At 55.8% G+C, this 26,156-nt stretch carries 21 protein-coding genes and 2 tRNA genes; 11 read left to right on the top strand and 12 right to left on the bottom strand.

Features of this window, described 5'->3' with window-relative positions:
* Window positions 1-359 precede the first annotated feature (359 nt).
* Window positions 360-2,495, bottom strand: a complete 2,136-nt coding sequence (locus OHL21_RS14935; RefSeq protein ID WP_263418079.1) for a TonB-dependent receptor plug domain-containing protein — start codon at window positions 2,493-2,495, stop codon at window positions 360-362.
* A gap of 985 nt (window positions 2,496-3,480) precedes the next feature.
* Here OHL21_RS14935 and OHL21_RS24515 point away from each other — a divergent pair.
* Complete coding sequence (locus OHL21_RS24515; protein ID WP_399258586.1) at window positions 3,481-3,882, top strand: adenylyl-sulfate kinase; 402 nt, start codon at window positions 3,481-3,483, stop codon at window positions 3,880-3,882.
* Window positions 3,883-4,252: 370 nt separating this feature from the next.
* On the opposite strand, the gene OHL21_RS14930 is transcribed toward OHL21_RS24515, so the two are convergent.
* The gene (locus tag OHL21_RS14930) at window positions 4,253-4,774 is read right to left on the bottom strand and encodes a hypothetical protein (protein WP_263418347.1); all 522 of its coding nucleotides are present in this window, start codon (window positions 4,772-4,774) and stop codon (window positions 4,253-4,255) included.
* On the opposite strand from OHL21_RS14930, the gene OHL21_RS14925 reads away from it, so the two are divergent.
* Both OHL21_RS14925 and OHL21_RS14920 read left to right on the top strand, forming a co-directional pair.
* Window positions 4,730-4,945, top strand: a complete 216-nt coding sequence (locus tag OHL21_RS14925) for a hypothetical protein (protein WP_263418357.1) — start codon at window positions 4,730-4,732, stop codon at window positions 4,943-4,945. The genes OHL21_RS14930 and OHL21_RS14925 overlap by 45 nt on opposite strands.
* Before the next feature lie 53 nt (window positions 4,946-4,998).
* On the top strand, window positions 4,999-5,148 hold the full coding sequence (locus OHL21_RS14920; RefSeq protein WP_263418078.1) for a hypothetical protein: 150 nt from the start codon (window positions 4,999-5,001) through the stop codon (window positions 5,146-5,148).
* 105 nt (window positions 5,149-5,253) lie between these two features.
* Here OHL21_RS14920 and OHL21_RS14915 read toward each other — a convergent pair.
* Window positions 5,254-5,328: transfer RNA gene (locus OHL21_RS14915), tRNA-Val, on the bottom strand.
* 129 nt (window positions 5,329-5,457) lie between these two features.
* On the opposite strand from OHL21_RS14915, the gene OHL21_RS14910 reads away from it, so the two are divergent.
* The 4 genes from OHL21_RS14910 (at window position 5,458) to OHL21_RS14895 (ending at window position 9,010) form a co-directional block, all read left to right on the top strand.
* The gene (locus tag OHL21_RS14910) at window positions 5,458-6,186 is read left to right on the top strand and encodes an RNA polymerase sigma factor (protein WP_263418077.1); all 729 of its coding nucleotides are present in this window, start codon (window positions 5,458-5,460) and stop codon (window positions 6,184-6,186) included.
* 27 nt (window positions 6,187-6,213) lie between these two features.
* Window positions 6,214-6,702 carry an anti-sigma factor gene (locus OHL21_RS14905; protein ID WP_263418076.1) on the top strand — a complete coding sequence of 163 codons (489 nt, stop codon included), beginning with the start codon at window positions 6,214-6,216 and terminating at the stop codon, window positions 6,700-6,702.
* Window positions 6,703-6,902: 200 nt separating this feature from the next.
* A complete protein-coding gene (locus OHL21_RS14900; protein ID WP_263418075.1) occupies window positions 6,903-7,463 on the top strand; it encodes a DUF3106 domain-containing protein in 561 nt (186 codons plus the stop codon).
* Between the two features lie 311 nt (window positions 7,464-7,774).
* On the top strand, window positions 7,775-9,010 hold the full coding sequence (locus tag OHL21_RS14895; RefSeq protein WP_263418074.1) for a TlpA disulfide reductase family protein: 1,236 nt from the start codon (window positions 7,775-7,777) through the stop codon (window positions 9,008-9,010).
* A gap of 44 nt (window positions 9,011-9,054) precedes the next feature.
* Here the strand turns inward: OHL21_RS14895 and OHL21_RS14890 are convergent, their stop codons facing one another.
* A complete protein-coding gene (locus tag OHL21_RS14890; RefSeq protein ID WP_263418073.1) occupies window positions 9,055-9,924 on the bottom strand; it encodes a proline dehydrogenase family protein in 870 nt (289 codons plus the stop codon).
* A 165-nt stretch (window positions 9,925-10,089) separates the two neighbouring features.
* On the opposite strand from OHL21_RS14890, the gene OHL21_RS14885 reads away from it, so the two are divergent.
* The 3 genes from OHL21_RS14885 (at window position 10,090) to OHL21_RS14875 (ending at window position 13,724) form a co-directional block, all read left to right on the top strand.
* A complete protein-coding gene (locus tag OHL21_RS14885) occupies window positions 10,090-11,244 on the top strand; it encodes a YncE family protein (protein WP_263418072.1) in 1,155 nt (384 codons plus the stop codon).
* Between the two features lie 590 nt (window positions 11,245-11,834).
* A complete protein-coding gene (locus tag OHL21_RS14880; protein ID WP_187142960.1) occupies window positions 11,835-12,167 on the top strand; it encodes an energy transducer TonB in 333 nt (110 codons plus the stop codon).
* An 84-nt stretch (window positions 12,168-12,251) separates the two neighbouring features.
* Complete coding sequence (locus tag OHL21_RS14875; protein WP_263418071.1) at window positions 12,252-13,724, top strand: methyl-accepting chemotaxis protein; 1,473 nt, start codon at window positions 12,252-12,254, stop codon at window positions 13,722-13,724.
* An 81-nt stretch (window positions 13,725-13,805) separates the two neighbouring features.
* Here OHL21_RS14875 and OHL21_RS14870 read toward each other — a convergent pair whose 3' ends face one another.
* Both OHL21_RS14870 and OHL21_RS14865 read right to left on the bottom strand, forming a co-directional pair.
* On the bottom strand, window positions 13,806-15,887 hold the full coding sequence (locus tag OHL21_RS14870; RefSeq protein WP_263418070.1) for a PP2C family protein-serine/threonine phosphatase: 2,082 nt from the start codon (window positions 15,885-15,887) through the stop codon (window positions 13,806-13,808).
* Window positions 15,884-16,822 carry a YihY/virulence factor BrkB family protein gene (locus tag OHL21_RS14865; RefSeq protein WP_263418069.1) on the bottom strand — a complete coding sequence of 313 codons (939 nt, stop codon included), beginning with the start codon at window positions 16,820-16,822 and terminating at the stop codon, window positions 15,884-15,886. The genes OHL21_RS14870 and OHL21_RS14865 overlap by 4 nt, the downstream gene beginning before the upstream one ends.
* Before the next feature lie 273 nt (window positions 16,823-17,095).
* Between OHL21_RS14865 and OHL21_RS14860 the strand changes: the two genes are divergently transcribed.
* A complete protein-coding gene (locus OHL21_RS14860; RefSeq protein ID WP_317889988.1) occupies window positions 17,096-17,302 on the top strand; it encodes a cold-shock protein in 207 nt (68 codons plus the stop codon).
* A gap of 104 nt (window positions 17,303-17,406) precedes the next feature.
* Here the strand turns inward: OHL21_RS14860 and queG are convergent, their stop codons facing one another.
* The 6 genes from queG to OHL21_RS14830 all read right to left on the bottom strand — a co-directional run bounded on the left by queG (window position 17,407) and on the right by OHL21_RS14830 (window position 26,115).
* Window positions 17,407-18,495: a tRNA epoxyqueuosine(34) reductase QueG gene (gene queG / locus OHL21_RS14855; protein ID WP_263418068.1), complete on the bottom strand. Its 1,089-nt coding sequence runs from the start codon at window positions 18,493-18,495 to the stop codon at window positions 17,407-17,409.
* 119 nt (window positions 18,496-18,614) lie between these two features.
* Window positions 18,615-18,706: transfer RNA gene (locus OHL21_RS14850), tRNA-Ser, on the bottom strand.
* A 435-nt stretch (window positions 18,707-19,141) separates the two neighbouring features.
* The gene (locus OHL21_RS14845; protein ID WP_263418067.1) at window positions 19,142-19,693 is read right to left on the bottom strand and encodes a hypothetical protein; all 552 of its coding nucleotides are present in this window, start codon (window positions 19,691-19,693) and stop codon (window positions 19,142-19,144) included.
* A 19-nt stretch (window positions 19,694-19,712) separates the two neighbouring features.
* Window positions 19,713-21,863, bottom strand: a complete 2,151-nt coding sequence (locus tag OHL21_RS14840; protein ID WP_263418066.1) for an RHS repeat-associated core domain-containing protein — start codon at window positions 21,861-21,863, stop codon at window positions 19,713-19,715.
* Window positions 21,864-21,885: 22 nt separating this feature from the next.
* A complete protein-coding gene (locus OHL21_RS14835) occupies window positions 21,886-25,311 on the bottom strand; it encodes an RHS repeat domain-containing protein (RefSeq protein WP_263418065.1) in 3,426 nt (1,141 codons plus the stop codon).
* 9 nt (window positions 25,312-25,320) lie between these two features.
* The gene (locus OHL21_RS14830) at window positions 25,321-26,115 is read right to left on the bottom strand and encodes a hypothetical protein (protein WP_263418064.1); all 795 of its coding nucleotides are present in this window, start codon (window positions 26,113-26,115) and stop codon (window positions 25,321-25,323) included.
* Window positions 26,116-26,156 lie beyond the last annotated feature (41 nt).

The following is a 26,156-nucleotide window of genomic DNA, read 5'->3' as shown; positions in this document are numbered from 1 at the left end:
AGTTTGACGTCTGCATATCGTATTTCTCGGGACATCGTGTCGACAGTGAACCTGTCAACGCGGAATGGTTCATCCACACGAGCCGGGACGATCCGGGCCTCAGAACGTCGGCTAATCGTATCGCAGTTGTGGTCGAGCTCGTGTGGGCTCATGAAGCTTCTTGCGCAGGCGGAGGATATGCATATCTCGCTCGGCATTCCGGGCGCTCAAGGATGCGCCGTCCCGGCCGCACGCCATCGATCTCGGCCGAGACCATCGAGCAGATCATTGAGAAAACCACGCAGACGATTCCGGCCAATGCAACGCACTGGCCGGGATACGATCCGGAGACGGCCCATGGCAACGTCAAGGTATTTCGTTTAGAAGGCCCAGGTGAGCCCGAACTCAGGATAGCGATTCATCTGGGTCAGTTCGTAGGGTCCGCAACCCGGGCAGTGCGGAATCATGACGTACTGGTAATAGTTCCGGTTGTTGAGGGCGTTATCGAGTCCGCCGTACAGCTTCATACCGCGGCCCTCTTTCTGGAGATTCACCTCGTAGTGAACGTCGATGCGTTGATAGTCGGTGCCACGTGCGGTGTTGACGCTGGTGATGTCATAGATCGGCCGCTGCTGAAGCTGCGACTGCGCCACCAGGTACGGGGTGTACGGCGTTCCCGTGTGCGAGGAGTAGCGGGTTGTGAACATCTGCTTCTTGCCGATACGGACAGCGGTGATCAGGTTAGTCCGCAAAGGCATGTCATAGTTGGTGCGGCGAGAGACGCCATCCAGAGCCGTCGCGAACGAACGTCCCAGGCCGACGTTCGCGCGAACGAACAGCTTGCGGCTGAAGCTGGAGTTGAATTCAGCCTCGACGCCGTTGGAAACACCCGATCCTTTGCTGACCATCGGCATATAGAGGAAGGGCTGTCCGAAGGTATCCACGATATTGGCCAGGCTGAGCGTCGGATGCTCTACCGATACCGGATACATCGAGTACACCTTGTGATAACCGCCCAGGCTGAAGCGATCTCCACGCTCATTCTCATAGACCACCGTTACCTGGTACTGCACATCGGAGATCGGCTTCAGGGTGCGGTTCGATGCAATGCCCAGCGTCGTAGGCAGCGGCACCTGTTGGCTATAGTTCGCAACACCGCCGAAGAAGCGCACGCCCTTGGTGAGCTGCACCATGACGCTGCCCTGCGGAGAAACGGCTGTCGCTCCGCTCAGGCCGAACCGCTGCATGCGAGCGCCGAGGTTCGCTTCAAGCTTGCGGAACTTCTTCCATGTGAACTGACCGTAGGCTGCCTGGTCCATCGGATTTCCGTTGAACTGGACATCGCTTGCATTCACCGGAAGAGGGTCGATGTTGTAGGGGCTGGGAAAGCCTTTCGCCTGATTGATGCTGTAGTCAAGCTGGCGAACACCGAAGGTTGTCCCTAGAAGCACTTTGAAATTACGCCTGTCAGAGAGCCATTCAAAGCGGCCGTTGCTGAGGCCTTCCTTCAGGTCATCGCTGTACACCGGAGCATTATTCTGCATTTCATTCGCCTGCGAGGTCGTTGTATGCGATGACGCGTAGCTCACCTGGCTTGTCAGCAGCGTGTTGCCGGAGACAATGTGGTTCCACGTCGCGGCATAGATACCGCGATTCCCTGTATACGTTGTGCTGACATATCCCGGATCTTCGTTGTCCAGCAGATTAGGATGGAGTGCAATCTTGTCGTTGCCGCCAATATACAGACCGAAGACCGTATCCTTTCCAGTCGGATGCGTATCAACACGAGCCAGCATACCGGAGTAGATCGGCGCACCGCCGATGCCGATGTCATCGGTAAAGTAGTTGATCACGCTACGACGATACTGCGTGAGGAATGCGGCCTTCTTCCCCAGCGGATGACTGTAAATTGCACCCATGCCGGCATAACCCACATCCATCTGCAGATGCCGCCTCTGCGCAGCCGGCGAAGCCGTATTCACGCTGAGAACGGAAGACAGAGCTCCGGTGTACTTCGTGCTATAGAGCGCCTTGTGCAGGCTGACCGATGAGACCGCGTCGGTATCAAGCATCGACACAAAGCCACCCGAGGAATTGCTGGTGCTGAGGTGGTTGATGTTCGCGATCTCAACACCGTCGACGACATACAGATTCTCGATCGGGTTACCGCCGTTCACCATATAGGTGTTTCTGGAGTCGGTATCGAAGGTTACGCCTGGCTCGGTCATCAGAAAGCGAGGGATGTCGTTATAGGTGCCAGGTGCGGCCTGCATCTCGGCGCTTGTCGCCTGCAGTGTGATAGCGGTGTCGGCCTGCAGAATGTCACCTGCGGAGTGGCCTTCCACGGTGATGGAAGCAATCGCTGCTGGCATGACGGTGGTTGCGGGTGCGGATGGCGTTACGGGTGCTGCGGTCGGAGAAGGCATCTTGTGTTTAGAAGTCTGTCCAATGAAAGACCATGGCAGCATTACAACCAGTACAGCGACAGCTCGACTTTTTAGTGTGTACGTAGTCATCTCGAACTCTCCTTCAGGGATCCGGGGAAACATGCAGCAAACTGCTGCTATGGCCGTAATGAAGCAATCGTCATACCACGACAACTGCACTCTGGAGAGGCGCAGGAACCGCTCAACATTTACCGCAATTCACTCTCATGTCGTAACAACCACAGAGACTTGCGGCGTAGCGAACAAAGAAAAAGCGCCCTGTGACAGGCGCTTTTCGTTATATCTTCCTAATTCGATTTCGAAACACAGCAATCAGCACGAGCTCATTGCTTCTAATAAATCTTATAAAGGCTAAGTAGGTGGTAACTGATATTTGTCAGCGTCTCGGAATGCGCATCCGCACACTTAGAAACGAGGGGAGCCTCGCAGAGGCAATCGCTACCGCTGGGCTTGTAGTGACCGGAAGCATCCTGACCCCGATCCCGAGCTGCACCTTTTTCGCAAAAAAAGCATGCCGGGTGGAACAGTGGTTACACGCCGGCATGCAAGTACGATTAGGTGTAATCAGTACAACCCATTCAGAGCATGCTTAGGGTAACGATTTGTAACAATTGGTCACGCTCTCAAAGTTCGCTGGGCAATTGTGGACTTCGAAGCTGGGTAACCATTCTCGTTCCGACTACGTCCTTATGCTAAATAGTAGTTGTCGATCAGTAGCGTACGTCTGTCTTTGCGACTCCCAAATTGAGATTTTCAAGAGGAGCTTGCCGGATCATGTACGAACATGTTTCTCGAGAAGAAGTCGTAGATCGAATCAAACATATCCGGAACCTGCACCGGCAGGTAGCTCCAACGACTGCTGCAGAACAAGAGATCTACAACTACCGCGAGCAGAAGACAGGAAACCTGCTGTCGAATCTCAGACGACTCAGTAACCGGCCGATGCTGAGCTTAGTACATGACTTCGGGATGCGGAATTCCCTCACCGCAGATGGAGCACACCGTCTCTTTGGATATATCCTCGACTCCCTTCGAGATCACGATTCCGCCCTAAATGGCGGACGCACTCATATTGATGAGGCAAGGCTTGATCATCTTAATATGTGCAGTCTCGCCCGATGCTGAGGATCGTGAGTCGGCTCGTGCAAAGCTGCTGCATCGTGGCTTCCTCGAAGTCTATGTAGATTGCCCGTTGAATATCTGCATGGAGCGCGACTCCCGAGGAATCTATAGGAAGCTGGCGTCTAAAGAGATTACGCAGGTAGCCGGTGTAGACTACCCCTACGTACCGCCCGTAAGACCCGATGTGCATTGCCTCACAGGTCAACACGACGTCAAACACATGCCGCCAAAATTTACGATGCCATTTCAGATCAGATCTGCGAGACGAAGACAGGCAACAGCTTCTAGTTCATCAATTCGTCATGTTCGATCTGACAGTAGGTATCGCAGCTAACGCAATGATATTCACTGGTGGCGATGCACCATGCTCCGGCATGACCGAACACTACAGCCGCGCGAAACGGGCGACCTGACTATGGCATGATCGCCAAGATACGCCATCTCCTCGCGGTCAATTTTTATCTCGGTTCTCTCATCTTCGGGGAAAAGGCTACCGTTGTCAGTAAGAAGAGTGACAACACGATCTGGAGCACACTCCTGCAATGTCAGTTCATTGAGCTAAATTGTTATAAAAATTGAATCGACGCAGGAGGTGGCATTCCTTCCGAAAAAATCCGTGTATCTCGTGTCCACGCCAAGTTTTCCCCTCCACACTCGGTCGATGACGGCGAGTTCGCCCGCCTTTGTCAGACTGTCCTCAACAATCAAGTAGTCCCCAGGAAGAGTGTACTTGCTGAGATGGGAGAGGACTTCGATGTCGGGAAGGCGTCCTTCCCTCCGGTGCCAGATCCCAATTCAATGATCGTTTGAGGTTTGCTTTCGCAGAGAATCATGGGATAAAGAGCGAACTCATATATCGTTTTGAAAAGCGCTTGTCCCCGCCAAGTCAGGCAGCGAGCGACCCCTGAGATGCTGCCATTTGCAAATGCGCTGGCTCCCAAGGCATCGCTGCTTGCGTACGGGAAGCTGAAAGACGTTCGGATAACGACTGGAATCTTCGCGCCCTGCTCAGTGTTCGGCGTATGTCCCAATGCGTTAGCGGAAAGCTCCAATGCTGAGCTTTTCGGAGTGTCGTGACCAAGCTTTTCTCCAAGGGAGGAAGCACGGTTGGTATACACGTTGACTTCGCGAGACGCCCGAGACACTGCTACATAGGCAAATCGTGCATTGAGGAGTTCAGGATGCAGTTCGGTGTCTGCGTTGACCAGAACACGTTCCGCAGTCAAACCTTGCGAGCTGTGCGACGTGACAGCGGAGCCGTGATCAAAGTGCCGCAGCTCCAATGGGTCGAACGTAACAACCCTGCGGTTGTCCATACGGACTGTGATGTCGCCGCTTCGCGCAACGTCTTCGATTGTGGCCAGCGCCGGGTTGGGAAGATCGAGTTCCCAAGCTGAACTTCCAGGTGCTTCGCCGAACGATTGCGACGCGTGCACAAAAGCTGGGGTCGATGAAGGACGTCCAGTCGCATCTGTGGCACTCAAGAGCCGACACGACGGCAAACGAGTACATGCAGGAGCTGCCGGAGAGTGTGCAACAAATGGTCGGCGCGGTCTTCGAAATGCTCACCGCAGAGTCAACCGAGCCGCCAGCGACATAGGAAGGATGCAGCCGGTACAACCGGCGCACTTGATGCCAACCGGTGCAATTTGGCATCAAATGGCATCAAATCCATTTCGCCACAGCCTGTAAGTTGTTGATTTTATGGTGGGCACAGCAGGATTCGAACCTACGACTTCCACCGTGTGAAGGTGGCACTCTACCGCTGAGTTATGCGCCCTATAAAGGTTGGGCCGGACCGCGGACCGCTACACACGCCGCCTCGACGACCTTATCCAAGATACCATTGACGCCCTGATGACGCCACTGGCCGCAACCCGCATCTCAACCGGTAGAATAGGCCAACGGAATGCCGGAGCCACGATCAGCTAAATTCCCGGAGGAAGGCGCGCAACCTCCTGCCGAGGACCGTGTTCAGAAAGACATGGGCACGATGGCGCTCAATCCGGACCTCCAGACCGTCACCCTTCCCGACCCGGCGGTGACAGGCATGCAGGCCGACTTTGCGGCCAATGACGACGTCCAGACCATGCTGGCGCTGAAGGCCGGCAACTTTGCCGCCTTCGACATTCTTCTGGCGAAGTACCGCAAGCCAATTGTGAGCTTTATGTATCGCATGGTGCACAACCAGGCCGTTGCCGAAGAGTTGGCGCAGGAGGTCTTCCTCCGGGTCTTCCGGTCGCGTGAGACCTATCGCGCCGAAGCCCGTTTTTCGACGTGGTTATACCGCATCGCCACGAACCTCGGCGTGAACTATGCGCGTGACACCAAGCACGAGCGCTCTGCCCCGACGGTGCACCTGGATGAGCCAGACCATGAGACCGGAACCATGCCTGATGTGGCCGACAATACGCCGAATATTGAGGCCGACCTTTTACGGGACGAGCGTATGCAGGCCATCCGGCAACATGTGCTGGCTCTTCCGGAACGGCAAAAGAACGCCGTTTTGATGCACAAGTATCAGGGAATGGACTACAAACAGATAGGAGAAGTCCTTAAACTATCTGAGTCCGCTACTAAATCGCTGTTATTCCGCGCCTACCAGACGTTGCGGGTGAAACTGAAGGATTTTGTATAAGGCGCGTCGGCGCCAGGATGAACTGTCATGAACTGCCATGAATTCCAAAACGAGCTAGAAGACCTGGTACTCAACCCGGCAAAGGCTCCCTCGCGTGCGGCCCAGGCTCACCTGTCCGGTTGTGAACCGTGCAGTGTCGAGCTGAAGGAACTGCGTGCGACATTTGCGGCAATGGACGCCTGGACGGCGCCTGAGCCTTCTCCGTGGTTTGATACCCGCGTGAACGCCCGCATCCGCGCCGAGCAGAAGGCTGCTCCCGCAGGATTCCTGGAGCGTATGCGCGCCCGCCTGCTCTATAACACCGGAGCCCAGTTCCGGCCGATGATGGCCGGAGCCATGGCGCTGGTTCTGATGCTGGGCGGCGCAGGGGTTCTTACACAGTTGAAGTCCACGCCGCCGGCGCGAGCCGCTGTGGTTGACGATCTTCAAATTCTGGATCGCAACGACCAGGCGATCCAGGAGATGGATCTTCTGGACGACGCTGTTCAGGACGAAGACGGGACTCCTCAGACCTAGGAGCCCGTACCACATCCTTTTCTCGAGCTTTGGGTCCTTTAATAGAAGGGGATTCTTGGCTTTCTATACGAAGGAAATCCCAGGCGTGCGGCTGGGAGCGGAAAGGTAACACTGGCGTTGATATTTCACGCTGGCTTTTGCCGCGAAAGTTGCTATCTTTGACGCGTAGTACAGGTACGGAAATGAACTGCTTAGCCACAATGCGGAGAGTGACACAGGTAGCCCTGATGGCCGCTATGGTCATGCCGGTATTGGCTCAGCAGCGTCGGCCGGGTTCACCGCCGCCACAACGCCAGATGCCACCCCCACCCGCCGGAGGCGGCGGCCGTGGCGAACATCTTGCCCAGTGGATGGACAAGCACCGCAACCTGACCCCGCAACAGCAGCAGAATGCTCTACGCAGCGAGCCCGGTTTCCAGCAACTTCCGCCGGAGACCCAGGCACGGGTGATGGGCCGGCTGGGCCAGTTGAACGCCATGCCCCCGCAGCAGCGGCAGCGTGTCATCAACCGGGCAGAGGCGATGGAGAAACTGGAGCCGCAGCAGCGGCAGCAGGTCCGTGGCGCATTGAGCCAGCTTGGTGCACTGCCGACGGAACGCCGCCGGATGGTGGCGCGAGCTTTCCGCGATCTCCGCCGGGTCCCCCCGGAGCAGCGGCAGAACGCCCTTAACTCCGCTGCTTACCGTGACTTCACGCCGCAGGAGCGCTCTACGCTCAACAACCTGATGCAGGTTGAGCCGATGCTCCCGCAACAACCGTAGAGGTTGCTGCATCTAATATTCGAAGCCAACGTCCTGGCTGGCCGAACTTGACCCGCCAGGACGCAAGCGATTATCGTACAGAAGATGTCACATTACGCCATCCACGCTTGTTGTTGCCGCTGCTGCTGTCCGCAGCAGGCCGCCGTGGAATTGCGTTTCGGACGGTAGAGTCAAGCGATCCCAGCTTGATTCCCTCCTAATCCAAAAACATCCAATTCTCCCGCGAGCCTGCGACCTTCCCCGAAGTCGTGGGCGTTCTTATTTTGCCCCGGAGAAAACCACCTGAACCGTTCACCAGCAAGGAAATGACCATGAATGCACGTCTTGTCACACTCGCCTCTGCTCTCGCCTTCTCCCTGCCGGCACTTGGCCAATCGGCCCTGACCGGTACGTGGGAGGGCTACTCCGAGATCCATGGGCAGAAGGTCCCTGTCAAGCTGGAGCTCAAGCAGGAAGCCAATGGAGTGAAGGGCGCTTTTCTAAGCGGCCCGGAGCGCTGGGAGGCTACCAGCGGCTCGGCTACGAATGGAAACCTGGTGCTGAGCTTTGACTACTTCGCTCGCAAGGTCGACGCAACCGTCAAGGGAGACGATCTGACTGGCACCTTCGGCACGGTGACAACGAAGTATCCGCTGGCGCTGCACCGTGGCTCCGTGACCAAGCCCGCCGCGGCCAAGGGGCCGGATATCCACGGCGATTGGGAGATTGCCGTCGGCACGTCCAGCAAAGGTGAGTCGGCCTGGAACATGAAGATCGAGCAGACACCCACCGTAGTGAAGGGCGCCATTCTGCGTATCGACGGTGACACGGGCGGCCTGTACGGCAACTACGACGCCGACGCAAAGCAGTATGTCCTGTCGCATTTCACGGCTGCCGGACCCGCTCTTTATACCCTGAAGCCGCAGGATGACGGCACCCTGGTGGTCACCAATGCTCTCAAGGACGACCAGCAGTGGACGGCTCGCCGTCCAGCCGACGCGCGCAAGGAGAACCTGGCTCCTCCTACGGCCACCACAGAACAGACCCGCTGGAAGGATCCGGCACAGCCGCTGTCTTTCAGCTTCCCTGACCTGAACGGCAAGACTGTCTCCAGCAAGGACCCGGAGTTCAAGGACAAGGTCGTCCTCGTAGCGATTGGCGGATCGTGGTGCCCGAACTGCCACGATGAGGCTCCGCTGCTTGAGTCGCTCTATAAGAAGTTCCATAGCAAAGGGCTGGAGGTCGTAAGTCTGACCTTTGAGCAGGATGAAGACCAGCTCAAGAATCCGGTCCGCGTGAAGGCCTTTATCAAGCGCTACAACGTGACCTATCCCGTGCTGCTGGCCGGAACCACTGACCAGTTGAATGAGAAGATCACCGGCGCTGAGAATCTGAACTGCTGGCCGACAAGCTTCTTCGTCGATCGCGAAGGCAAAGTGCGGGAGATCCATGCCGGCTTCTCCGGTCCTGCGACCGGCAAGGCTCATGAGGAGCTGGTCAAGGAGACCACCGAACTCGTCGAGAAGCTGCTCGCCGAAAAGTCGCAGACGCTGAAGGCGAGCAACTAAGCTTTCATCTTCCCCAAGAAGCCTACGCTACGGCGTGGGCTTCTTTAGTTCCGGAAGAAGTTCTTCGCCAGGAAGAGCACGTTCGCCGGACGCTCGGCAAGACGACGCATAAAGTAGGGGTACCACTCCGGGCCGAAGGGCAGATAGACGCGCACACCCCAGCCCTCTTCGACCAGTTCACGCTGCAAATCGCGCCGCACTCCATAGAGCATCTGGAACTCGAAGGCTGTCTTCGGCAGCTTCGCTTCAGCGGCGAATCGCTTCAGCTCTTCGATGATGCGCTCATCATGCGTTGCTATCCCGCAGAAGACTCCACTGGTCATGCATCGTTTCGCGAGCTTGAGGTAGTTTGCATCGACATCGGCCTTCTCCGGGAAGGCGAGCGACGCCGGTTCCTTGTAAGCGCCCTTGCAGAGCCGGATGCGGATTCCCTGCCCCAACAGCCGTTCGACATCCTGCTCGGTGCGGTAGAGATAGGCCTGCAACACGGTTCCGGCAGCACCGTACCTGCGGAAGAGACGCTCGGTCATAGCCACCGTCGCTTCCGTATAGGCGGAGCCTTCCATATCAAGGCGCACGAAGTTTCCGACACGGGCGGCCTGGTCTACCAGTTCGCCGACTACCTGTTCGGCCAGCAGCGGATCGAGATCCATGCCCATCTGCGTCAGCTTCAGGCTGACATTCGCCTTCAGGTTCCGCTGGGTGATCGCCTCAATCATCTGCGCGTAGAGCCTGCCGGTGCGACGGGCGTGTTCCTCGGAGAGGACGCTCTCTCCCAAAGCATCGAGTGTCACGGCCATGCCCTGGCGGTTGAGCTCTTTGCAGGCTTTCAGCGCCTCATCCAGAGTCATACCGGCGACGAAGCGGCTGGACATCCGGCGGCCGATGGGGGAGCGCTCAGAAAACGCGCGCATCTGTCTGTTTTGGGAGAGTGCGATGAAGAAACTGCGAAGCAAGGTCTCGTTTTCCCTCTGGCTCCTATGCAATGTAGCCTTCATGGCATTGCTTTGCAAGGGCGCGGGATTGATACACTCGCATCTGTGCGTGTGAAATCGCTGTTACGGGCTACCCTTCCTGCCATGCTGGTACTCCTCGCCGGTTGCAAGCGCGGCGCCTTTCCGGAGTACCCGGCAAACTATCGCGAATTTGCGTATGTCACCAACGGCGCGGCCAACACCGTCACCGTGCTGGACCTGGTGTACCTGCGTCAGGACAAGGTGCTGCAGGTAGGCCAGTCACCCTCAGGCATCGCTGTGAACCCGCTACGGAATGAGGTGTACGTCGCCAATGCAGGTTCGGGCACCGTCACGGTGATCAATACGGAGCTGAATCGCATTGAGGCCACCATCGGCGTACAGCGCGGTCCCTACTCCATTGCAGTCTCTCCCGATGGAAAGCGTGCCTATACGGCTAATTCCGGTTCGAACTCGGTCTCGGTCATCGATCTGGATACGCGCCGGCAGATCGCGGCTGTGGGCGCCGGGGAGAAGCCGGGTGTCGTTGTGGTAGCACCGGACAATCGCGCGGTTGTGGTCACCAACCGGGCTTCAGGATCGGTCTCGGTCTATGCCGTATCCACAGAACAGAACGCTCCTCCGTTAAAGCTTCGCAGCACCTGGGGCAACTGCCCCGGAGCGACGGATGCCGCCATTATTGGCGACTCGACTAAGGTTTTTGTGACTTGCTCTTCGAATCGCCAGGTGATGGCAGTATGGCTTGCTGCTGACCCGAACGAATGGCGCGGCAAGCAGGATCCCTCGCTGCAGCGGGATGCATTTTTGACCATGTTGGACGTGGGGGAGACGCCGATGCAGATCACGCTCAAGCCGGATGGCTTTGAGCTGTTTGTTTCGAACTTCGACTCGAACACGATCTCTGAAATCTCTGGCTGGACTAATGAGGTCAGCAACACGTTTCCGATCGGCACGCATCCCGTTCACGGTGTGATCGGTCGCGATAACACGAGCTTCTGGGTCTCAAATTTCGGCGCGGATATGCTGAGCCTCTACAGCATCGAGGATGGAAAACGAGTCAACAGCGTACGTACCGGTACAGCGCCCGATGCTCTCGCCTTCTCTAGGGATGAACACCTGTTGCTCGCCGCGAATGCGAAATCCGGGGATGTCGCGGTGATTCGCACCAAAGGACGCAATGGACAGCCGGAGCTGTTCACCATGCTGCCGGCAGGCGCCCAGCCGAATGCCATTGGAGTGAAGGCATTCAGCGTGAAGTAAGCCGAGCGCCAAACTAACCTCGGAACTGGGTGCCCCATCCATCTCATCGCGATGGGTGGGATATCGCGCGATGCGCGACCGTTTCGGGTGGGAGCAGCGGGCTTCAGTCCGCTGATTTAGGCCCGAACAATATGCCGGGTTTTAGCCCTGGACTGTTCTCTGTGGATCATGAAAAGCCCACTTTTTATTAAGCCAATAGACCGTGGGCTAGAAGCCCACGGCTCCCACCTCGTTCGAGCTTCGCTCGAATTTTCTACTCACGCTCCGCGTGAATGGGGTACCCAAGATATGGGCTCTCGAATCTGCAAACGTACCCATGTCTCGAAATAGGACAGTGCTAAAGGTAACTAGTGCAGCGGTTGTATCGGCTTCATATAGCTTCATCTACGCACGCCTCTCCTGGCGCTGCAAAGCCCTCTAAATCGCAGTATTTACGAGATAAATGGCTCGGCAGCTCTTGAAGTTTCGTGAGACGCAGCAGTCCCGGTTTAGCACATTAAAAAAATATGTCGTAATACCGCCGTTTCTCTAATGGCGATGACCAAGGTGCCGATAAGTGGGAGTGAATGACTTTCCTAAGGAGCCCTCTCATGAAGTACGCCTTGTCACCTAAGTCTTCTCTGGTGCTTTTCGCCGCCGGCCTTTTCTTTCTGACCACCAACTCTCTTCATGCGCAGTCGCGCAAGGCTGTATCGAAGACCCCTCCCACCTATCCTGCTCTCGCCAAGCAGATGCACATTGGCGGCGTGATCCGCGTTGCGGCAACCGTCGATGCAGGTGGCAACGTTCTGAAGGCTGAGTCCGATAGCCCGAACAAGATGCTGGTTTCCGCTGCCGTTGATGCTGTGAAGCGTTGGAAGTTTGCTCCCGGCGACGCGACCGAGACGGTCACCGTAGAAATCAACTTTGAAGCAAACAACTAGTCACTGCTCTAAAGAGCAGTGCTAGTTGTGCACCACACTCTGTCGCCATTGAGACACTGATTATCCCTTTTGGAGCTAACTGTAATGGGCATTCGTGGCAAACTTTTCTGGAGTATCGGCGCCCTTGCGCTCGGGTATGTCTTTTTCTTTGCGCTGATGGCGATCACCACTTCCACGGTACAACGCCATCTTCACGTAGCGTCTGACTTCCTGTTCCCAGGCGCTTCCAACCTCCAGCTCGCGGAGTCCAGTTCACAGCGAGTCGCTAAGTCCTACAAGGATGCTTTGATGTTGCAGGATCCGTCAGCGTTGAACACCGGCGACACGGAGACCCGGGCCGTTATCAGCGCTCTGGAAGCTGCGAAGGAGAAGCTCTCCTACAATCCCACGTACGGCCAGAAGGCCAGTGAGCTGATCGCTCGCTACCAGGAGCTGCATGAGCGTGCTCGCGGTGCTTATGCGAAGGCGATTGCCAATCCGGCAAGCGCCGATCCGAATATGCTCGCTACACTCGAGCGTGACCAGGCGGCGCTAGACAAGACCATCGACGAGCTTCGTACGGAAGTGGGCAGCACGAGCTATCGCGCGGAGCTGGAGGCGGTGACCTCGGCCAACCACGTTCAGGCCGTGTTGGGCATCGCACTCTTCCTGGTTGCCCTGGTGGTCGCCGGCGGCTCACTGGTGATCATGGAGAGAAAGGTTAGCGCTCCTCTGCGTGAGCTGGCCAAGAATCTCGCGCTGCGCGCCAACCGTGTATCGGATTCCGCAGACCAGGTATCGGAGTCGAGCGAGAGCCTGTCGCAGAGCTCATCACGCCAGGCTTCTTCCATCGAAGAGATCTCTGCGTCGTCAGAAGAGATTCGCGCCATGGCGCAGGCCAGCAGCGATAGCTGCAGCTCGACGGCTGAGCTGGTTGCCATGTCCGAGGCGAAGACCATTGAGTCCAACTCCTCACTCAACGAACTGATTCGCGCCATGGAAGGCATCACTGCCGCCAGCGGCAAGATCTCAAAGGTAATCGCCATCATCGATACGATCGCATTCCAGACCAACATCCTCGCACTGAACGCTGCAGTTGAAGCGGCCCGTGCAGGCGATGCGGGTCTCGGCTTCGCGGTCGTCGCCGAAGAGGTCCGTACCCTGTCGCAGCGCTGCGCCGAAGCGGCTCGCGATTCCGCCGAGCTGCTTGGTGAGTCGATCTCCAAATCGCAGAGCGGTAAGGCAAGACTCGACGATGTAACGGCAGCCATTGCCGGCATCACCGAAGAGTCTTCCAAGGTCAAGCGCCTGGTCGACGAGATCAATCTCCGCAGCCGTGAGCAGACACAGGGCATCATTCAGATCTCGCGTTCGCTCTCTGGCATGGAAACCCTCACGCAGCAGTCGGCCGCGAACGCGGAGTCCAGCTCCTCGGTTGCATCCACTCTGAAGACAGAGTCGCGGGCCCTCAACGAGAGCGTTCGCATCCTGAGCGCAGTCGTCGAAGGCAAAACACAGGTCGACAAGAAGAGCTCCAATGCCGCGTGGGATATCCAGACACAGTTCGAACCCGCGTAAGCTTGGGGTTTAGAACAAAGTAGCAAAATCAAGACGGTTCGAGCCTGGCTCGAACCGTCTGACTTTAAACTCGATTGTTCCCTACACGCGGCGGGCGAGGACAAGAGTGATGTCATCCGGTTGTTCAGCATCACCGATCCAGGCATCGAGTGCCTGCAGCACCTGCGCCGAGATGACATGCAGCGGCTCGTTGCGGTAGCGCCATACCACTTCCAACAGGCGGTGCTCGCCAAACTCACCGAAGTCGTTCTCGGGCTCCGTAACGCCATCGGAGTAGCCAATGAAAATATCACCGACCTGCAGCGTGACGGCGTCATCCATGTACTCCATGTTGTCTATCAGGCCGACGACAGTACCGCCCTTATCGAGCCGATGCACGGAACGGTCACGGCAGAGCACCAGCGGCGGCAACTGGCCGGCGTTGGAGTACGTCAGGCGCGAGCGCGCGATGTCGTACTGCGCCAGGAAGAGCGTGGCATACTTCTCCGGCTGGGTGCTGCGGTAGAGATGGCGATTGAGCAGGCCAAGGATGTGTCCGGGCGAATCGAAAAGATCTTCACAGTGATCCTGCGCGGCATGAATCGGCTGGCTCAGCTCTTCACTGGCAAACCGGTAAGCGCGCACAGCGGAGTGCAGGGTCGCCATCAACAGCGCAGCGGAGATTCCCTTGCCGCTGATGTCACCAATCGCGATGCCGAGGCCGCTGGGCGGCTGGCCCTCGTCCTGGTAGACAAGGAAGTCATAGTAGTCACCGGAGACGGTTCGCGCCGGACGGCAGACACCATGGAGCTCCAGTGAAGGTATCTTCACATCGACGGAAGGAAAGAGATTGGCCTGGACCTCCTGCGCGATGGAAAGCTCATTCTGCATCCGCTCTTTCTCCTGCTGCTCGGCCAGCAGACGCTGCAGCGACCCGCTCATACGGTTGAAGGCCCGGCTGAGCTCCGCAAGCTGATCGGTGCGCGTGACCCGAATGCGATGCGCCAGCTCGCCGCGGTCGATGGCCTGCGTTGCGGCATAGAGATCGGAGACCGAAGCCGTTATCGTGCTGCTGAGCCGCATCGCCATGTAGAGCGCGAACGCCTCTATAAACGCAAACAGGATGCAGAGAACGATCAGCAGAAGCCGGATGAACTCCGGCATCAGGCCTTCGATCGACACGGCGAAGAGCTGGGTATAGAGCAGCGACGGACGGGAGTCGACCTCGACCGGAACGTTCTCTTTCGCAGCCGTATCCCATACCGTCATGGGAATGGTCGAGAAGAAGTGCACCGGAACATCGAGCAGGTTCACGGCGCCCGGAAATGTTCCACCGGAGACACTTTGCACGTTGACGTCGCTACGCCGAGCCAACGTGAAGTTGCTACGCAGCGAGCTTCCCGTAGACTCTGCCAGCGCGGGAACAAGCGACGCGCGGCCCAGGCCGAGTGCCGTGAGCTCCATGATGTGTCGATCCAGAGGGACACTGCGCACCACGGTAACAACGTGCCCGTTGCGCGAGTGGCGCTGGGTGATCGCCGCCAAGTAGAGACGGCCATCATCGATCACAATGCCGTGGAAGCCTTCGCGCGGCGGCGTCCAGTCCGGCAGACCAAGCGGCGAGTGCTCCATGCCGGCTTCGGGCGCCAGCAGAGCGGGAAGACGATCGATAAAGATAGCGACCTGTCCGCGCTCCATCTCTGCTTTGTCCAGACCCAGCAGGCTGGGATCGAGGTTGTGTTGATCCACCTTCGTCTCGGGCCGGGCGAGGACGCGCGCAAAGTGCACGGCGCAGTCGGTATTCTCAGTCTGCATCTGGTCCAGTTGCGTCTGGATCCGTTGCGCGACCAGGTGGATCGCGAACTGCCCTGCCGCGACATAAGCCGAGACAAGCACCAGCGTGACAAAGAGCACCACCGGCGCCAGGCCGATCAGGAGATAGGTAATGGCGAGCTTGTTGCGCAGGCTCCAGAGAAAGCGCATCCGCGCCTGACGAATGCCCCACGGAATCACGCAGACCAGAAGCGCGCCGCCGGCCAGGAACCAGAGGTCACGAGCGGTGTTGCCGAGCGCATTTTGCAACAGGCTGATGGGCCACAGCAGCAGAAACAGGGCCGTCAGCAGCGCGATAAGGCGCGTCAGAACCGACCAGCTTCGCCATGCACCTTTCAGATCGACACTCATGCCTGCGCCGCCTCTTTCTGCTCCGCGAGACGGGCCATGCGCATCGCATGCCGGTTCGCGGAAAAGTGTCCGCCAGCCAACAGAAGCAGGCCGGAGAGAAAGGCCCACGTCATCAGCCCCACTGAGATATAGAAGGGGCCGTAGACTCCCGGGAAGTCCAGCCACGGCAGCGCCTTCACGTACACCACCTTGGCGAGCTGCCACAGCAGGCCAACCACAATGGCCGTCGGCATTACAGCGGCCGCTGGAATCTTCCGGTTGGGCAGCAACCAGTAGATCAGAAAGAAGAGCAGAATGCCCGCCACGACGGAGAAGATCTTCAGCACCGTATGCGAGACGAAGTTGAAGACCCAGTTGTCGGTGTGGCCAAAGAAGATCCAGCTCAGCAGCGACTGCTGCCCGGCGGTTCCGGCGACCGAGGCCATGGCAAGCACACCCACTGCGAGCGCCAGCCCCAGGGAGACCATCTGGTTATGCAGGTAGCTGCGATTTTCTTTCACGCCCCATACGGCATTCAGCGCCACTTCCAGCGGAAGGAAGACGCCGGTGGAGGTGATCAGCAGCATAACGATGGAGAACACCTGTACTCCCTTGCGGGGATGGGCGAGGAGCTGCATATTGCGAACGATGAAGTCCTGCCCCACCGGCAACAGGTTGCGCATCATCTCACCGACGACGGACTCCATGGCGCGAGAGTGGAAGAGGTTCCGGCTCAGCGTCAACATCATCACGATGAACGGAAACAGCGAGAGAATCACCTGGGCGGCGACGCTGAAGGCGTAGGTGTGGACCTCGGTCTTGGTGAGATATTTCAGCAGCGCCCGAAGCTGCGGCCAGGAGCCGGCTTCCAGTACGGCGGGACGTTCCGTCAGCTCTTCAGCGGAGGTGGACGCGGGATCGCGAGGTTCCTCACTGGGCGGGAGAATGGATGGCATCGTCAGTGGAATCCGCAAACTTTCATGCTAGCAGAGCCGGATGACAGAAAAATTTGTGTTGCATGACGGCCCGATTTTTGCCATAAAAGGCATAAGACATTCGAACTCATAGGTTTCACTGGGCCCTCGGTGTCTTGCAACTCCACGTGTAACTCCAAAACCTCCATATCCTCTTTCGGGTGTAGGGGCCTCCTCCGCTTCGCACATGTCGAAGGCTCTCCGAGGTGTCTCTCTATCTCCAGGGAGAGGCTCGCAAACAAGAAGGGACTGGCTGTGAAGGAAAAGGGTGTCGTGAAGTGGTTCAACGGAACAAAAGGTTACGGCTTTATCCAGCGCGCTGATGGAAAGGACGTATTTGTACACTTCTCCGCAATTCAGGAGGAGGGCTACAAGACGTTGAACGAAGGCGAGGCAGTCGAATTCGAGTGCCAGCAGGGTCCGAAGGGACTCAGCGCTGCCAACGTCGTTCGCGGGGTCTAGGGCGGCGAGTCTAAAGTTCGTACCCAAATGGTGTCATCCTGAGCCGAATGGCGAAGGACCTGCTTTTTCAACGCTTCAGATGGCGCGAACTTAGATTAAGACGGCTAGATCACAGCACGCTGGCGGCTGTGGGTGATGCGTTGTACAGCCCACGCCGCCGTCGTACGCAATACCGTATCCTCTGATTGCTGCCACGCTTCAAGCTGCGGCAGATAACGTGTGTCTTCGCTGTTCCCCATCGCAATCGCGATATTCCGGCGCAGACGCTTCAGACGCGTGCGCTCCAGCGGCGACCCGCGGAAACGCGTGCGGAACTCAGCGGGCGTCATCGCCGCCAGCATCGCCAGGTCAGGGTTCACCAGCTCGGTGCGCGGCTGCATCTCCGTCGTGCTGCCCACGGGAGCCTTGCGATTCCACGGACAGACATCCTGGCAGATATCGCAGCCGAAGATCTGCCGCCCCATCAGCGGACGCAGCTCCTCTTCGATCTCGCCCTTCTTCTCGATCGTCAGATAGGCGATGCACTTGCGCGCATCCATCTGCCGCGGAGCGATCAGCGCCCCGGTCGGGCAAGCATCCAGGCAGCGTGTGCAGGTGCCACAGCGATCTGCCGCCGGCAGGAGCTCAGCTTCGTGGACAAGAGGCAGCGAAGTGACGATGACAGCAAGCAGCGTCCAGGAGCCGGTTCCCTGCTGAATCATGCAGGTATTCTTCCCTACCCAGCCCACACCGGCGGCTTCGGCGAAGCTTCGCTCGACGACAGGACCGGTATCGACATAGCTGCGGACCTCCAGATCAGGCCCGGCCTGCTCGCGCAGAAACTCTTCGACGCCCCGCAGCTTCGCGAGCAGCACATCGTGATAATCGGTTGGAGCAAGGTCATCGCCATCAGGCCGGCCGCTCCAGGCATACCGAGCGATCCAGCCCGAACCTTCAGGAGCCGGATCGATCGACTTCGGATGCGCAGCGTTGTAATTGAGCGAGCAGACAATCACCGACCGCGCCCAGGGAATGGCCACACGCAATGAGGAGCGCAACAACTGCCCAGCCTCATCACGTCGCTGTAGATACCCCATCTCTCCGGCATAGCCCTGATCAACCCAGCCCTCATAGCGTCGCCGCAGATCAGGATTATCTTCAGGAACAGCAGCAATCCCGGCAGCGGAGAAGCCACACTCCAACGCGCGAGCCACAAGCGCATCGCGAAGTTCAGAGCTAATAGATGTGACCCGGTTCCCCATAAGACTACCTAGCTCACGCTGCTGCGTTACAGATAACAAAACCCGCATTTTAGCGGGTCCGAGTGAGCAGATGGCGGAGAGGGAGGGATTCGAACCCCCGGTACCATTGCTGGTACGTCTGATTTCGAGTCAGGTGCATTAAACCGGGCTCTGCCACCTCTCCGTGTTTCTATCCTACATTAAATCAAACGCTTCATGCGAGCACGGGACGAAGCCGATCCGACGAACATGGGGTGGTCCATCTTGTGATGGTTCCATACGAGACGGATAGCCTAGCGTTGGCGTTGAAGCACACCCATGGCCGGAGTGCTGGATGCTGGAGTGCTAAATACGGTTCCAACGGACAGGAGCGCTCGGACATCAGCAATATCTAGGCAATGACACATTGTATTGCTGCATCTTCCCAGCAACCACCTCAGTACACGACCGATCGTCATCGTGCTCCGAGATGTACCGCTGCGCGTTGCCACGCTGCGTTACGTGATGCGGCTGTCCGACAGCAACTACTCGTGCAAGTCGTCCCATCACTACAAATTATCCGGTTACGTCCTATCTATCACCTCCATTTCCCGCTCCCCCACATTTCCCTCGAGGTCCTCTAGTACAACGCCACGCTATCTTCCGTAGAAACAATGATTTTTCGACCACGACCAAACGGTATTCTATGAGCCGGGGGAAGGGAGGGATTACTTGGATACATAAACCCGTCAAACGACAACTTTGCTTCGTATTCGACAGGAGTTCTGCGACCTCCCCGAACACCAACGCCAATATCAGGATAACCATTCGTTGTACTGGGCAAGAGCCATATTGGAAGTTGAACGATGGTTAGTCTGCCGAGAACCTTAAAAGAAGATTCAAGCGGCTCCAAGATTAGCAAGGTGCAGCCCCCACTACCGCACCAGTTGCTGCCGATGACGTAAACAAGTACGATCGCCTTCGCTTTTCCTTTTGGAGGAACTTGAAAAAAAACGATCCTGGCATCCTCATTGCCATCTTTGTTTCCATCTGGATTCAAAACCGATCTCACAAACTTTTTTAGCGGATCGCGAAAAGAGGCTGACCTCGCGGGTAGATCCTTCTGCGCAAATAATGAACCAGTGACCGCAACACAGATCAGCAAGGCAGTTGAAAGGGTACGGTTGTGCATAAATCCTCTTAGAAAATATTTACCAACCTCCGAAGCAATTCATAAGGCCGACAACACTAGCTCCGTAATGACCATCTGGTGTGCCATGAGTACCATTATCGATGGTAGCAGGATTTCCACTGATGCCTCCCGGGCCAATATTGTGGGAAGCCGCAGTAGCTTGTAGCAGTTGAGTCGGAGTTAGCGCAGGAAACTTATTGGCGAATTTAACCATATTCTTCGAAAGGGACTGTGCAGTGTGGTTTGCGGAAAACGGGATGCTGAATGCCTGCTCTTTGGAAACCCCCGGTTGGTTCGTGAGTTGGAAAACACCCATCCCAGGTCCTGTACCACCACCCTGCGTTTTTTCCTGAACACTTGAGAAGTCAGTTTCTTCCATACCAATCGCATCTATTAGTGCAGCTGGCACATTGTTTTTGGATGCAGCATCATTAATCGCCGCAGACGAAGCATCGGCTCTTTTGACGCCGGCCATCGTTTTTCCGGCATATTTTACAGCCGAGGGGCAACCTCCGATATTCGGAACGACCCAAACGTTGATCAGAGTAGTTAAGCCATCACCAACTGTCGTTATATCTCCAGCACCACTCCCATCAGCATGAACGTCAACGGTGGCATTTACCGACAGAACCTTGCCTCCATTAGCTATGCAAGCTGCGTCAGTACCCGTGTCCTCATAATCAGTGGGATCATGATCGTTTTCAGTTGTATCCCCCTCACCACCATAGAAGCATGAAGTTAATCCAGAAGGATCTATGAATCTCAACGGATTATTCAGCGCATAGCTATAAAGATTAAGGCTCTGCGGATTACCGGGACTAGCGTATGCCAGACCGCTTGGATCGGGGGACATAAACCGTCCTATAGAACTTCCATAGTACCGAGCTCCGAAGTAATCGAGTCCTGATTCCTGATCTCTTTCTTTGTCAGTGAAATGAACGTTACTAACATCTGAGGCGTTAGTAGCTAACGCAGAGCAAATCTGCCCGTCACCAAAAGCTCCGCTTTCACATTTGAGCTCTGGAGCGCCATCCGAAGTAGTCGTAAAGCGTTTGCTCCCAAGCCAATCCGCCATGTGAAAGTGCGCATCCTGACCGTCATTTCTGTATGTAGCGGCGAGCTGTCCGCCGACGGTGAGATCGCTTTCGGTCCACGCTCCTTGCGAATCGAAACGAACGGTTTGCGCACCTCCCGCTGTGGTGATGATCTCCTCCGTCATCGTGAATCCATTTTGAGACGGATTGCAGGAGAGAGAAGTGATCGTACCTTTCGCGACGCGTTGACCTTGGGCGTCGTAGAGGTATCCGATATTACCTCCAGGGCCGCTCACGGCACAAAGACGGCCTTCCTGATCGTAGAGCATCGAATTTTGCCCATCGGAAGTTAAATTTCCCGCCGAGTCGGGCGAAAGACTACCTGGCGATGCAGAGGCCCACGACTCGGTTGGGCGGTTATTCTGGTCATAGTGTACCCAGTTATTTACGGCTAACGCACCAGTCGCACGTGAGGTGCATTTATCTCCAGGGGATCCTCCGAATATAGACTGAGATATGGACTGTGTCGTTCGGTTGCCAAAGCTATCATAATCCCAGCAGAAATACTGTGATGAACGGCCAACGGGAGTTTGGAATGCCGTAGCGATCCGGTTGAGCGAATCATACCCGTTATCCATGGACCATGTACCATTGACCGAATCGGAATAGGCCGTGATCTTGCCATCCGCGGCATAGCCGCTGGAGCCGTTCGTTTGCTGAATGTTATAGGTATAAAGAACGGTATTCGTGGGCGGCGACGTCGAAGTGGTAGAGCCGCCAAATGCTATCGTTCCTCCTTGGTCCGAGCTTCCTGTCACCTGAACCGAGGATAAGACACCACTACCACGCGGTTTTACTGTTATGACGCCATTGTTGTCAGCCTTTGCCGTAGCGGGTCCATTGCAATCGGCCGAAAACATCGCGGCTAATGCCGATGCAATGGACTGAGTTGTAGAGAAGGCACCATAGCGAGTAGTTTTGCTGACGCCATTAATGGTCAGCGTCACACTACCGCCAGACGCGGGACTCCCTTGCGAAGTAATGGCGACAGTCGTGGCAGCTCGTAGTGAGGTAGCATTACCGACGGCCATGATGGAAAAGCCTGCAAACAGCGCACGCCTAAAAAGGGCAGACACTCTAACGAATCTCATCCTAACCTTACCTCGCCTTTGCTGTCAGACCCTGGAGTCTTAGATATTGGTCGTATGTCTTTTGAACAGCGATATTATTCCCGAGCAAGTATCCAGTGATGCCACCCGGGCCTGAACCGGTTAAGGTATATAAAGTCTGATAGGACAACGTTCCGCGGTACGAACGAAGCGAAGATGCCATTCCTGCGCCATCGTATGCGGTGTGGAAGGTAAAGAATTGACGTCCGTCAGAAAATTGAGTCAGGTTTCCCGAGAGATCGCTCTGATAAGTGAAGGAATGGGGCCGACTTTGAGTGCAGCTATTGCCGTTGCACCGCTCCTCCTGTGAGATCCCACCAAGCGCATCGTAAGCAATCACCGAGTGGCGAGTCCAGACACCTGACGACGGTGCCCCTGGGCAGGATCCATCTTGTGTCCATTCATGAATCAGACGCCCGTTTAGATTGCCTGAGGTGCTGGTTCCATACGCATAACAACTCGAAAGCGTGTGCGATTGAGTCGCACCATTAGCGTACGTCTTATGCAGAAGGCGGTCGAGCGAATCGTAATCAAAGTTCGTCGTGATTCCACGCGCATCCGTTTTAGCCAGCAGATTGCCATTCAGATCGTACGATCCCGAACAAGAATCCACGCTTCCCGCAAGAGACGTCCCATAGCAAACCAAACCGCTCTCTGGATTATAAGCTCCTTTTAGCTGTCCCAACGAGTTGTAACGGAATGCTCTTACGCGTGGCTGATCTCCACTTGCACCTGACTGGGTCACATCTGTAAGACCGAAAATATTGTACGTATAAGTGGTGGAAAGAGTGGGATCCGTGCTCGGAGCTGTCGGCTCAAGCACGGACGTAATCCTCCCCAGCGCATCGGTGGTTGTCCACCTTCTGTTTTGCAGTTCATCAGTCAGTTTTGATGTGAAGCCAGAATACGCCCAGGTCTTCACACCCGTGGGCGTATCAACCTCGGAAACCCGCCCGATCGCATCGTAGTGAGTTGATGTTCCAATCGATGTACTGGAAGTAGCGAGATACGGGATCGACGTGAACGTCACACGACCCCATGCGTCATAGCTGGTGTCCGATTGAACGGCCCCACCTGGAGCGGAATCGAGACTAGAGCGGACTGTCCTTCCCAGCCCATCAGCCTTGAAGGTTTTTATGACTGTATCGGACGCGGATGAGCCACATGTCGTTCCATCTGAGGATGGACTCGAAATCGAGGTAGCCTGCGCCTGGAAGACACGAGCCGTGTTGGAATCCGGGTAGCAAATCGTGGTTGAGTAGTGGCCACTACTCAACCCGGGCGTCTGAACCGTTATTGGGCGGCCGCCAGAATCGTACCCAAACTGTGTCACCTGGTTGTTGGCATCGGTATGAGAGAGGACTGCTCCGGTATCCAGGTTATAGGAGTAACCATCGGATAAACCGCCCTTTGTCACAGAAATAGGATAGACATGGTATGTCGCATCATAAGTCGTTGTTGTCGAGTGGTTCTTACCGTCATATTGTATGTCGGGCATGCCGTACGAATCATAGTGGGTGTGCGTCGTCACATTGGAGCCGCTGTCATTCACCTTCGTTATGCCCGTCAAATGCCCTTTCCCCGTGCCTCCGTAATAGCTCGGCTCGTCATAGGCGTAATCCGTCTCGGAGGATGAGGACGCATCGCTCGTAGTCTGGGACTGAACTGCGTTTATAAAATTTGCCGCTGAGAAGTTTGTATCGGTACTCCATTTATAGACTGTAGCTTGGGTCTGAATTCCATTCGAGGTGCTGGTGACCTGCCCTATACCAGTGGCGACAGACGTTTTGTACTGACAGAAATTATTGTCCGGTCCCAATCCACAGACTTTTATTGCCGGCTGAAATGAGCTGTCGTAGCCCTGGGAGTCTGTCTCTGTTGTAACGTTGTCTACATTCGTTGTCGTTGTGCTATCTCGATTGACAAAAGAAAACTGCTCCGCCGAATCTCCTGAGACTGGCAGCCGTTTTCCCTGGCTGCTTTCCGTTACAGATTTCATTAATTGCCGGGAGTTTCCACTATGCAAATAATAACTTTCAGTTCGGGTATTCGTATTGTATTGACTATATATGGTACCCGGAACGTACGATGCCACTTCGTCATTCCCTTGGGGGTCTGTGACCGTATTTGTATATCCCACCGAATCTGGGCCGACCTCATAGTGCCAGATCGAACGACCGTTCGCTGAAGTCGAACTGCCGCATTGATAGTTGGGAGCATTGGGGTCAGAGTCGATAACACGCTCACTCAGATATATAGAAAGGGGAGTTCCAGAGCCCCACCTGCCGGGGGGATTACCGGGCTTAAGCCAGTCGTGCTTATAGCAATACCAGATCGATCCCTTGGTGGGTTCGATGATTCTTTTTATCTCTCCATATGCTTCATTGGTGGTGTTGTCGGGGGCAGAGTCATAGAGGAACATCCACACTCGGCCATCCGGAAGCGTTACGCTCTGTATTGGCTGAACAGTCTTCGATGTTTCCAGGAAATCGATAACGAAATAAGCGGGACATCCCGGATCTCCCGCGCAGCCACCACTCATAGTTTGTGAGACTGACTGCCCAGGTCCATTCCCAAAAAAGTTGGTATTGATATTGACATTCGCCGAACAAATCATCAAGGGGGCAGAATACCCCGGAACAGTCATCAATAGCTTTGCAACTGGCAACGGTTCATTTACGGGAGGAGTTGGGCAGCCCGAAGTATTACTGCTAAACGAATTCCAACCAAAGGTAAGTGACCGACCTACCGTATCCGTCCATGTAACGGTTTGGTTTGAGTTGTAAGTCCAGGAAATCACGTTCCCATCGTTATCAGTAACGGTGTTAGTCGATGGAGGCGCAGACCACGAAGTCGTTATAGTGCGCCCCAGAGAGTCTTTTAATCCCGTGCTATCGTCTAAGTAACCTGACCCGTCTACAGTTCGCGACGAACCGGCATTCCCTGCATCAACCCAAAGCTGATGGCTTGCCCCAGAGTCATCGATAACATAGCTCTTATCATAACTCCACCAGGCGGACCCCGGATCCTGGAACGTGTAGTTTTTAGTTATTACATATGGTATTCCCACCGGCAAAAAACTCGGGCCAAATCCTCCCAGGTTAGGAAACCCATCGCTGGTTGGAAGAGGCTGGTCATGGTTGTAGAAGTATTGGCAATGGCCTGCATCCAGGCAGTTGACCTGCGGATACCACATAGGGGTATTCGCATTTAGCACGAATTCCAGCGGTGGCGATGATCCGCGTTGCGCCCATGAAAACAGCGGAATGCGCACCACCGATGTCAAATCACTCACGTTCACATGGTCGGCATCAAAATGCTGAAAGAGGGAATCTGTTTTGAACCCTTGCGCTACAGCAATCGATCCACAGCATGTAGCTAAGAACCAAAGAAGAAAAAACACAATTCTACGCATACTGGCTCCCTAACGACCTAAAAACTTGCTCTTATCCAAAGCTGTATAGAACTTCGTCTCTGTCATGCTGATTGTTTTAGTGAACTTTGTCCCGCTCCAAGTAATTTCGGCGCGAACCGGATACTTCAATCCATCGGCCTGTTTGAACTCCAGGAAGGTCACCGTTGCAAGCGAAACGTTCCCATTCATTCCCCGTATCGGAAGCTCGACGGATATAGGCAGAGCAGAAGAGGCATCGATTATCCATTTGATCTCAACGCGGTGGTTCGGGTAGAGGCGAGCAATGCAGACTTGCGATATGGCAATTTGCTTTGACTCATCGGCTCGAACTTCATGCGAAAAAACACAAGAGTCTCTAGATGCCCCAATGAGCAAAGCAACGGCTGGCATAGACCTTGCGATATTGATCAGATCGTATTCCGGCGGGCTTATGGACGGTGTTGCCGTCTTCCCGTATGTCTCCGAACGTTCCGGTGTAAAGATCCAGGCCTTCTTATCAGATCCATCGATCTGTTCACGCCGGTTGCTAACCGTTCCCGTACTCCAGTCATCACTCCACTCCTCTTTGAGGGCCGCGGAGGAGTCGGGGAGTGATATGGATACCGTGGAGGTCACTGCCCCGACGGATCGCCACTGATTTCCTCCCATCGCGGCAATAACTTTCTGTACGAGTAAACGCGTCTTATCCTGCTCGCTGGCAGAGCCTGCTTGAGCGGCGGAGTACAAAGGAAGGGCGAACAGAGCAATTCCAACCACAACGATGAGCTTATAATTTGTTTTCCGAATACTCATAAAGTCTCGCATTACTACCTTCTTCATTTGGTGACGACTCGCACACTTTTCTA

It is taken from the genome of Terriglobus albidus (assembly GCF_025685425.1).
Lineage (GTDB): Bacteria > Acidobacteriota > Terriglobia > Terriglobales > Acidobacteriaceae > Terriglobus > Terriglobus albidus.
The sequence above is the reverse complement of the archived record's forward strand: the minus strand, read 5'-3'. Positions and strand labels throughout refer to the sequence as shown.

What these genes read in the sequence shown, in the direction of transcription:
- OHL21_RS14895 (WP_263418074.1), top strand. Translation starts at nt 7,775, where the DNA reads ATGAATGCACGTCTTGTCACACTCGCCTCTGCTCTCGCCTTCTCCCTG.
- OHL21_RS14870 (WP_263418070.1), bottom strand. Translation starts at nt 15,887, where the DNA reads ATGAGTGTCGATCTGAAAGGTGCATGGCGAAGCTGGTCGGTTCTGACG.
- OHL21_RS14865 (WP_263418069.1), bottom strand. Translation starts at nt 16,822, where the DNA reads ATGCCATCCATTCTCCCGCCCAGTGAGGAACCTCGCGATCCCGCGTCC.
- OHL21_RS14830 (WP_263418064.1), bottom strand. Translation starts at nt 26,115, where the DNA reads ATGCGAGACTTTATGAGTATTCGGAAAACAAATTATAAGCTCATCGTT.
- OHL21_RS14920 (WP_263418078.1), top strand. Translation starts at nt 4,999, where the DNA reads ATGAAGGACGTCCAGTCGCATCTGTGGCACTCAAGAGCCGACACGACG.
- OHL21_RS14845 (WP_263418067.1), bottom strand. Translation starts at nt 19,693, where the DNA reads ATGCACAACCGTACCCTTTCAACTGCCTTGCTGATCTGTGTTGCGGTC.
- OHL21_RS14935 (WP_263418079.1), bottom strand. Translation starts at nt 2,495, where the DNA reads ATGACTACGTACACACTAAAAAGTCGAGCTGTCGCTGTACTGGTTGTA.
- OHL21_RS14885 (WP_263418072.1), top strand. Translation starts at nt 10,090, where the DNA reads ATGCTGGTACTCCTCGCCGGTTGCAAGCGCGGCGCCTTTCCGGAGTAC.
- OHL21_RS24515 (WP_399258586.1), top strand. Translation starts at nt 3,481, where the DNA reads ATGGCGGACGCACTCATATTGATGAGGCAAGGCTTGATCATCTTAATA.
- OHL21_RS14925 (WP_263418357.1), top strand. Translation starts at nt 4,730, where the DNA reads ATGCAGTTCGGTGTCTGCGTTGACCAGAACACGTTCCGCAGTCAAACC.
- OHL21_RS14875 (WP_263418071.1), top strand. Translation starts at nt 12,252, where the DNA reads ATGGGCATTCGTGGCAAACTTTTCTGGAGTATCGGCGCCCTTGCGCTC.
- OHL21_RS14900 (WP_263418075.1), top strand. Translation starts at nt 6,903, where the DNA reads ATGCGGAGAGTGACACAGGTAGCCCTGATGGCCGCTATGGTCATGCCG.
- OHL21_RS14910 (WP_263418077.1), top strand. Translation starts at nt 5,458, where the DNA reads ATGCCGGAGCCACGATCAGCTAAATTCCCGGAGGAAGGCGCGCAACCT.
- OHL21_RS14880 (WP_187142960.1), top strand. Translation starts at nt 11,835, where the DNA reads ATGAAGTACGCCTTGTCACCTAAGTCTTCTCTGGTGCTTTTCGCCGCC.
- OHL21_RS14890 (WP_263418073.1), bottom strand. Translation starts at nt 9,924, where the DNA reads ATGCGCGCGTTTTCTGAGCGCTCCCCCATCGGCCGCCGGATGTCCAGC.
- OHL21_RS14905 (WP_263418076.1), top strand. Translation starts at nt 6,214, where the DNA reads ATGAACTGCCATGAATTCCAAAACGAGCTAGAAGACCTGGTACTCAAC.
- OHL21_RS14835 (WP_263418065.1), bottom strand. Translation starts at nt 25,311, where the DNA reads ATGCGTAGAATTGTGTTTTTTCTTCTTTGGTTCTTAGCTACATGCTGT.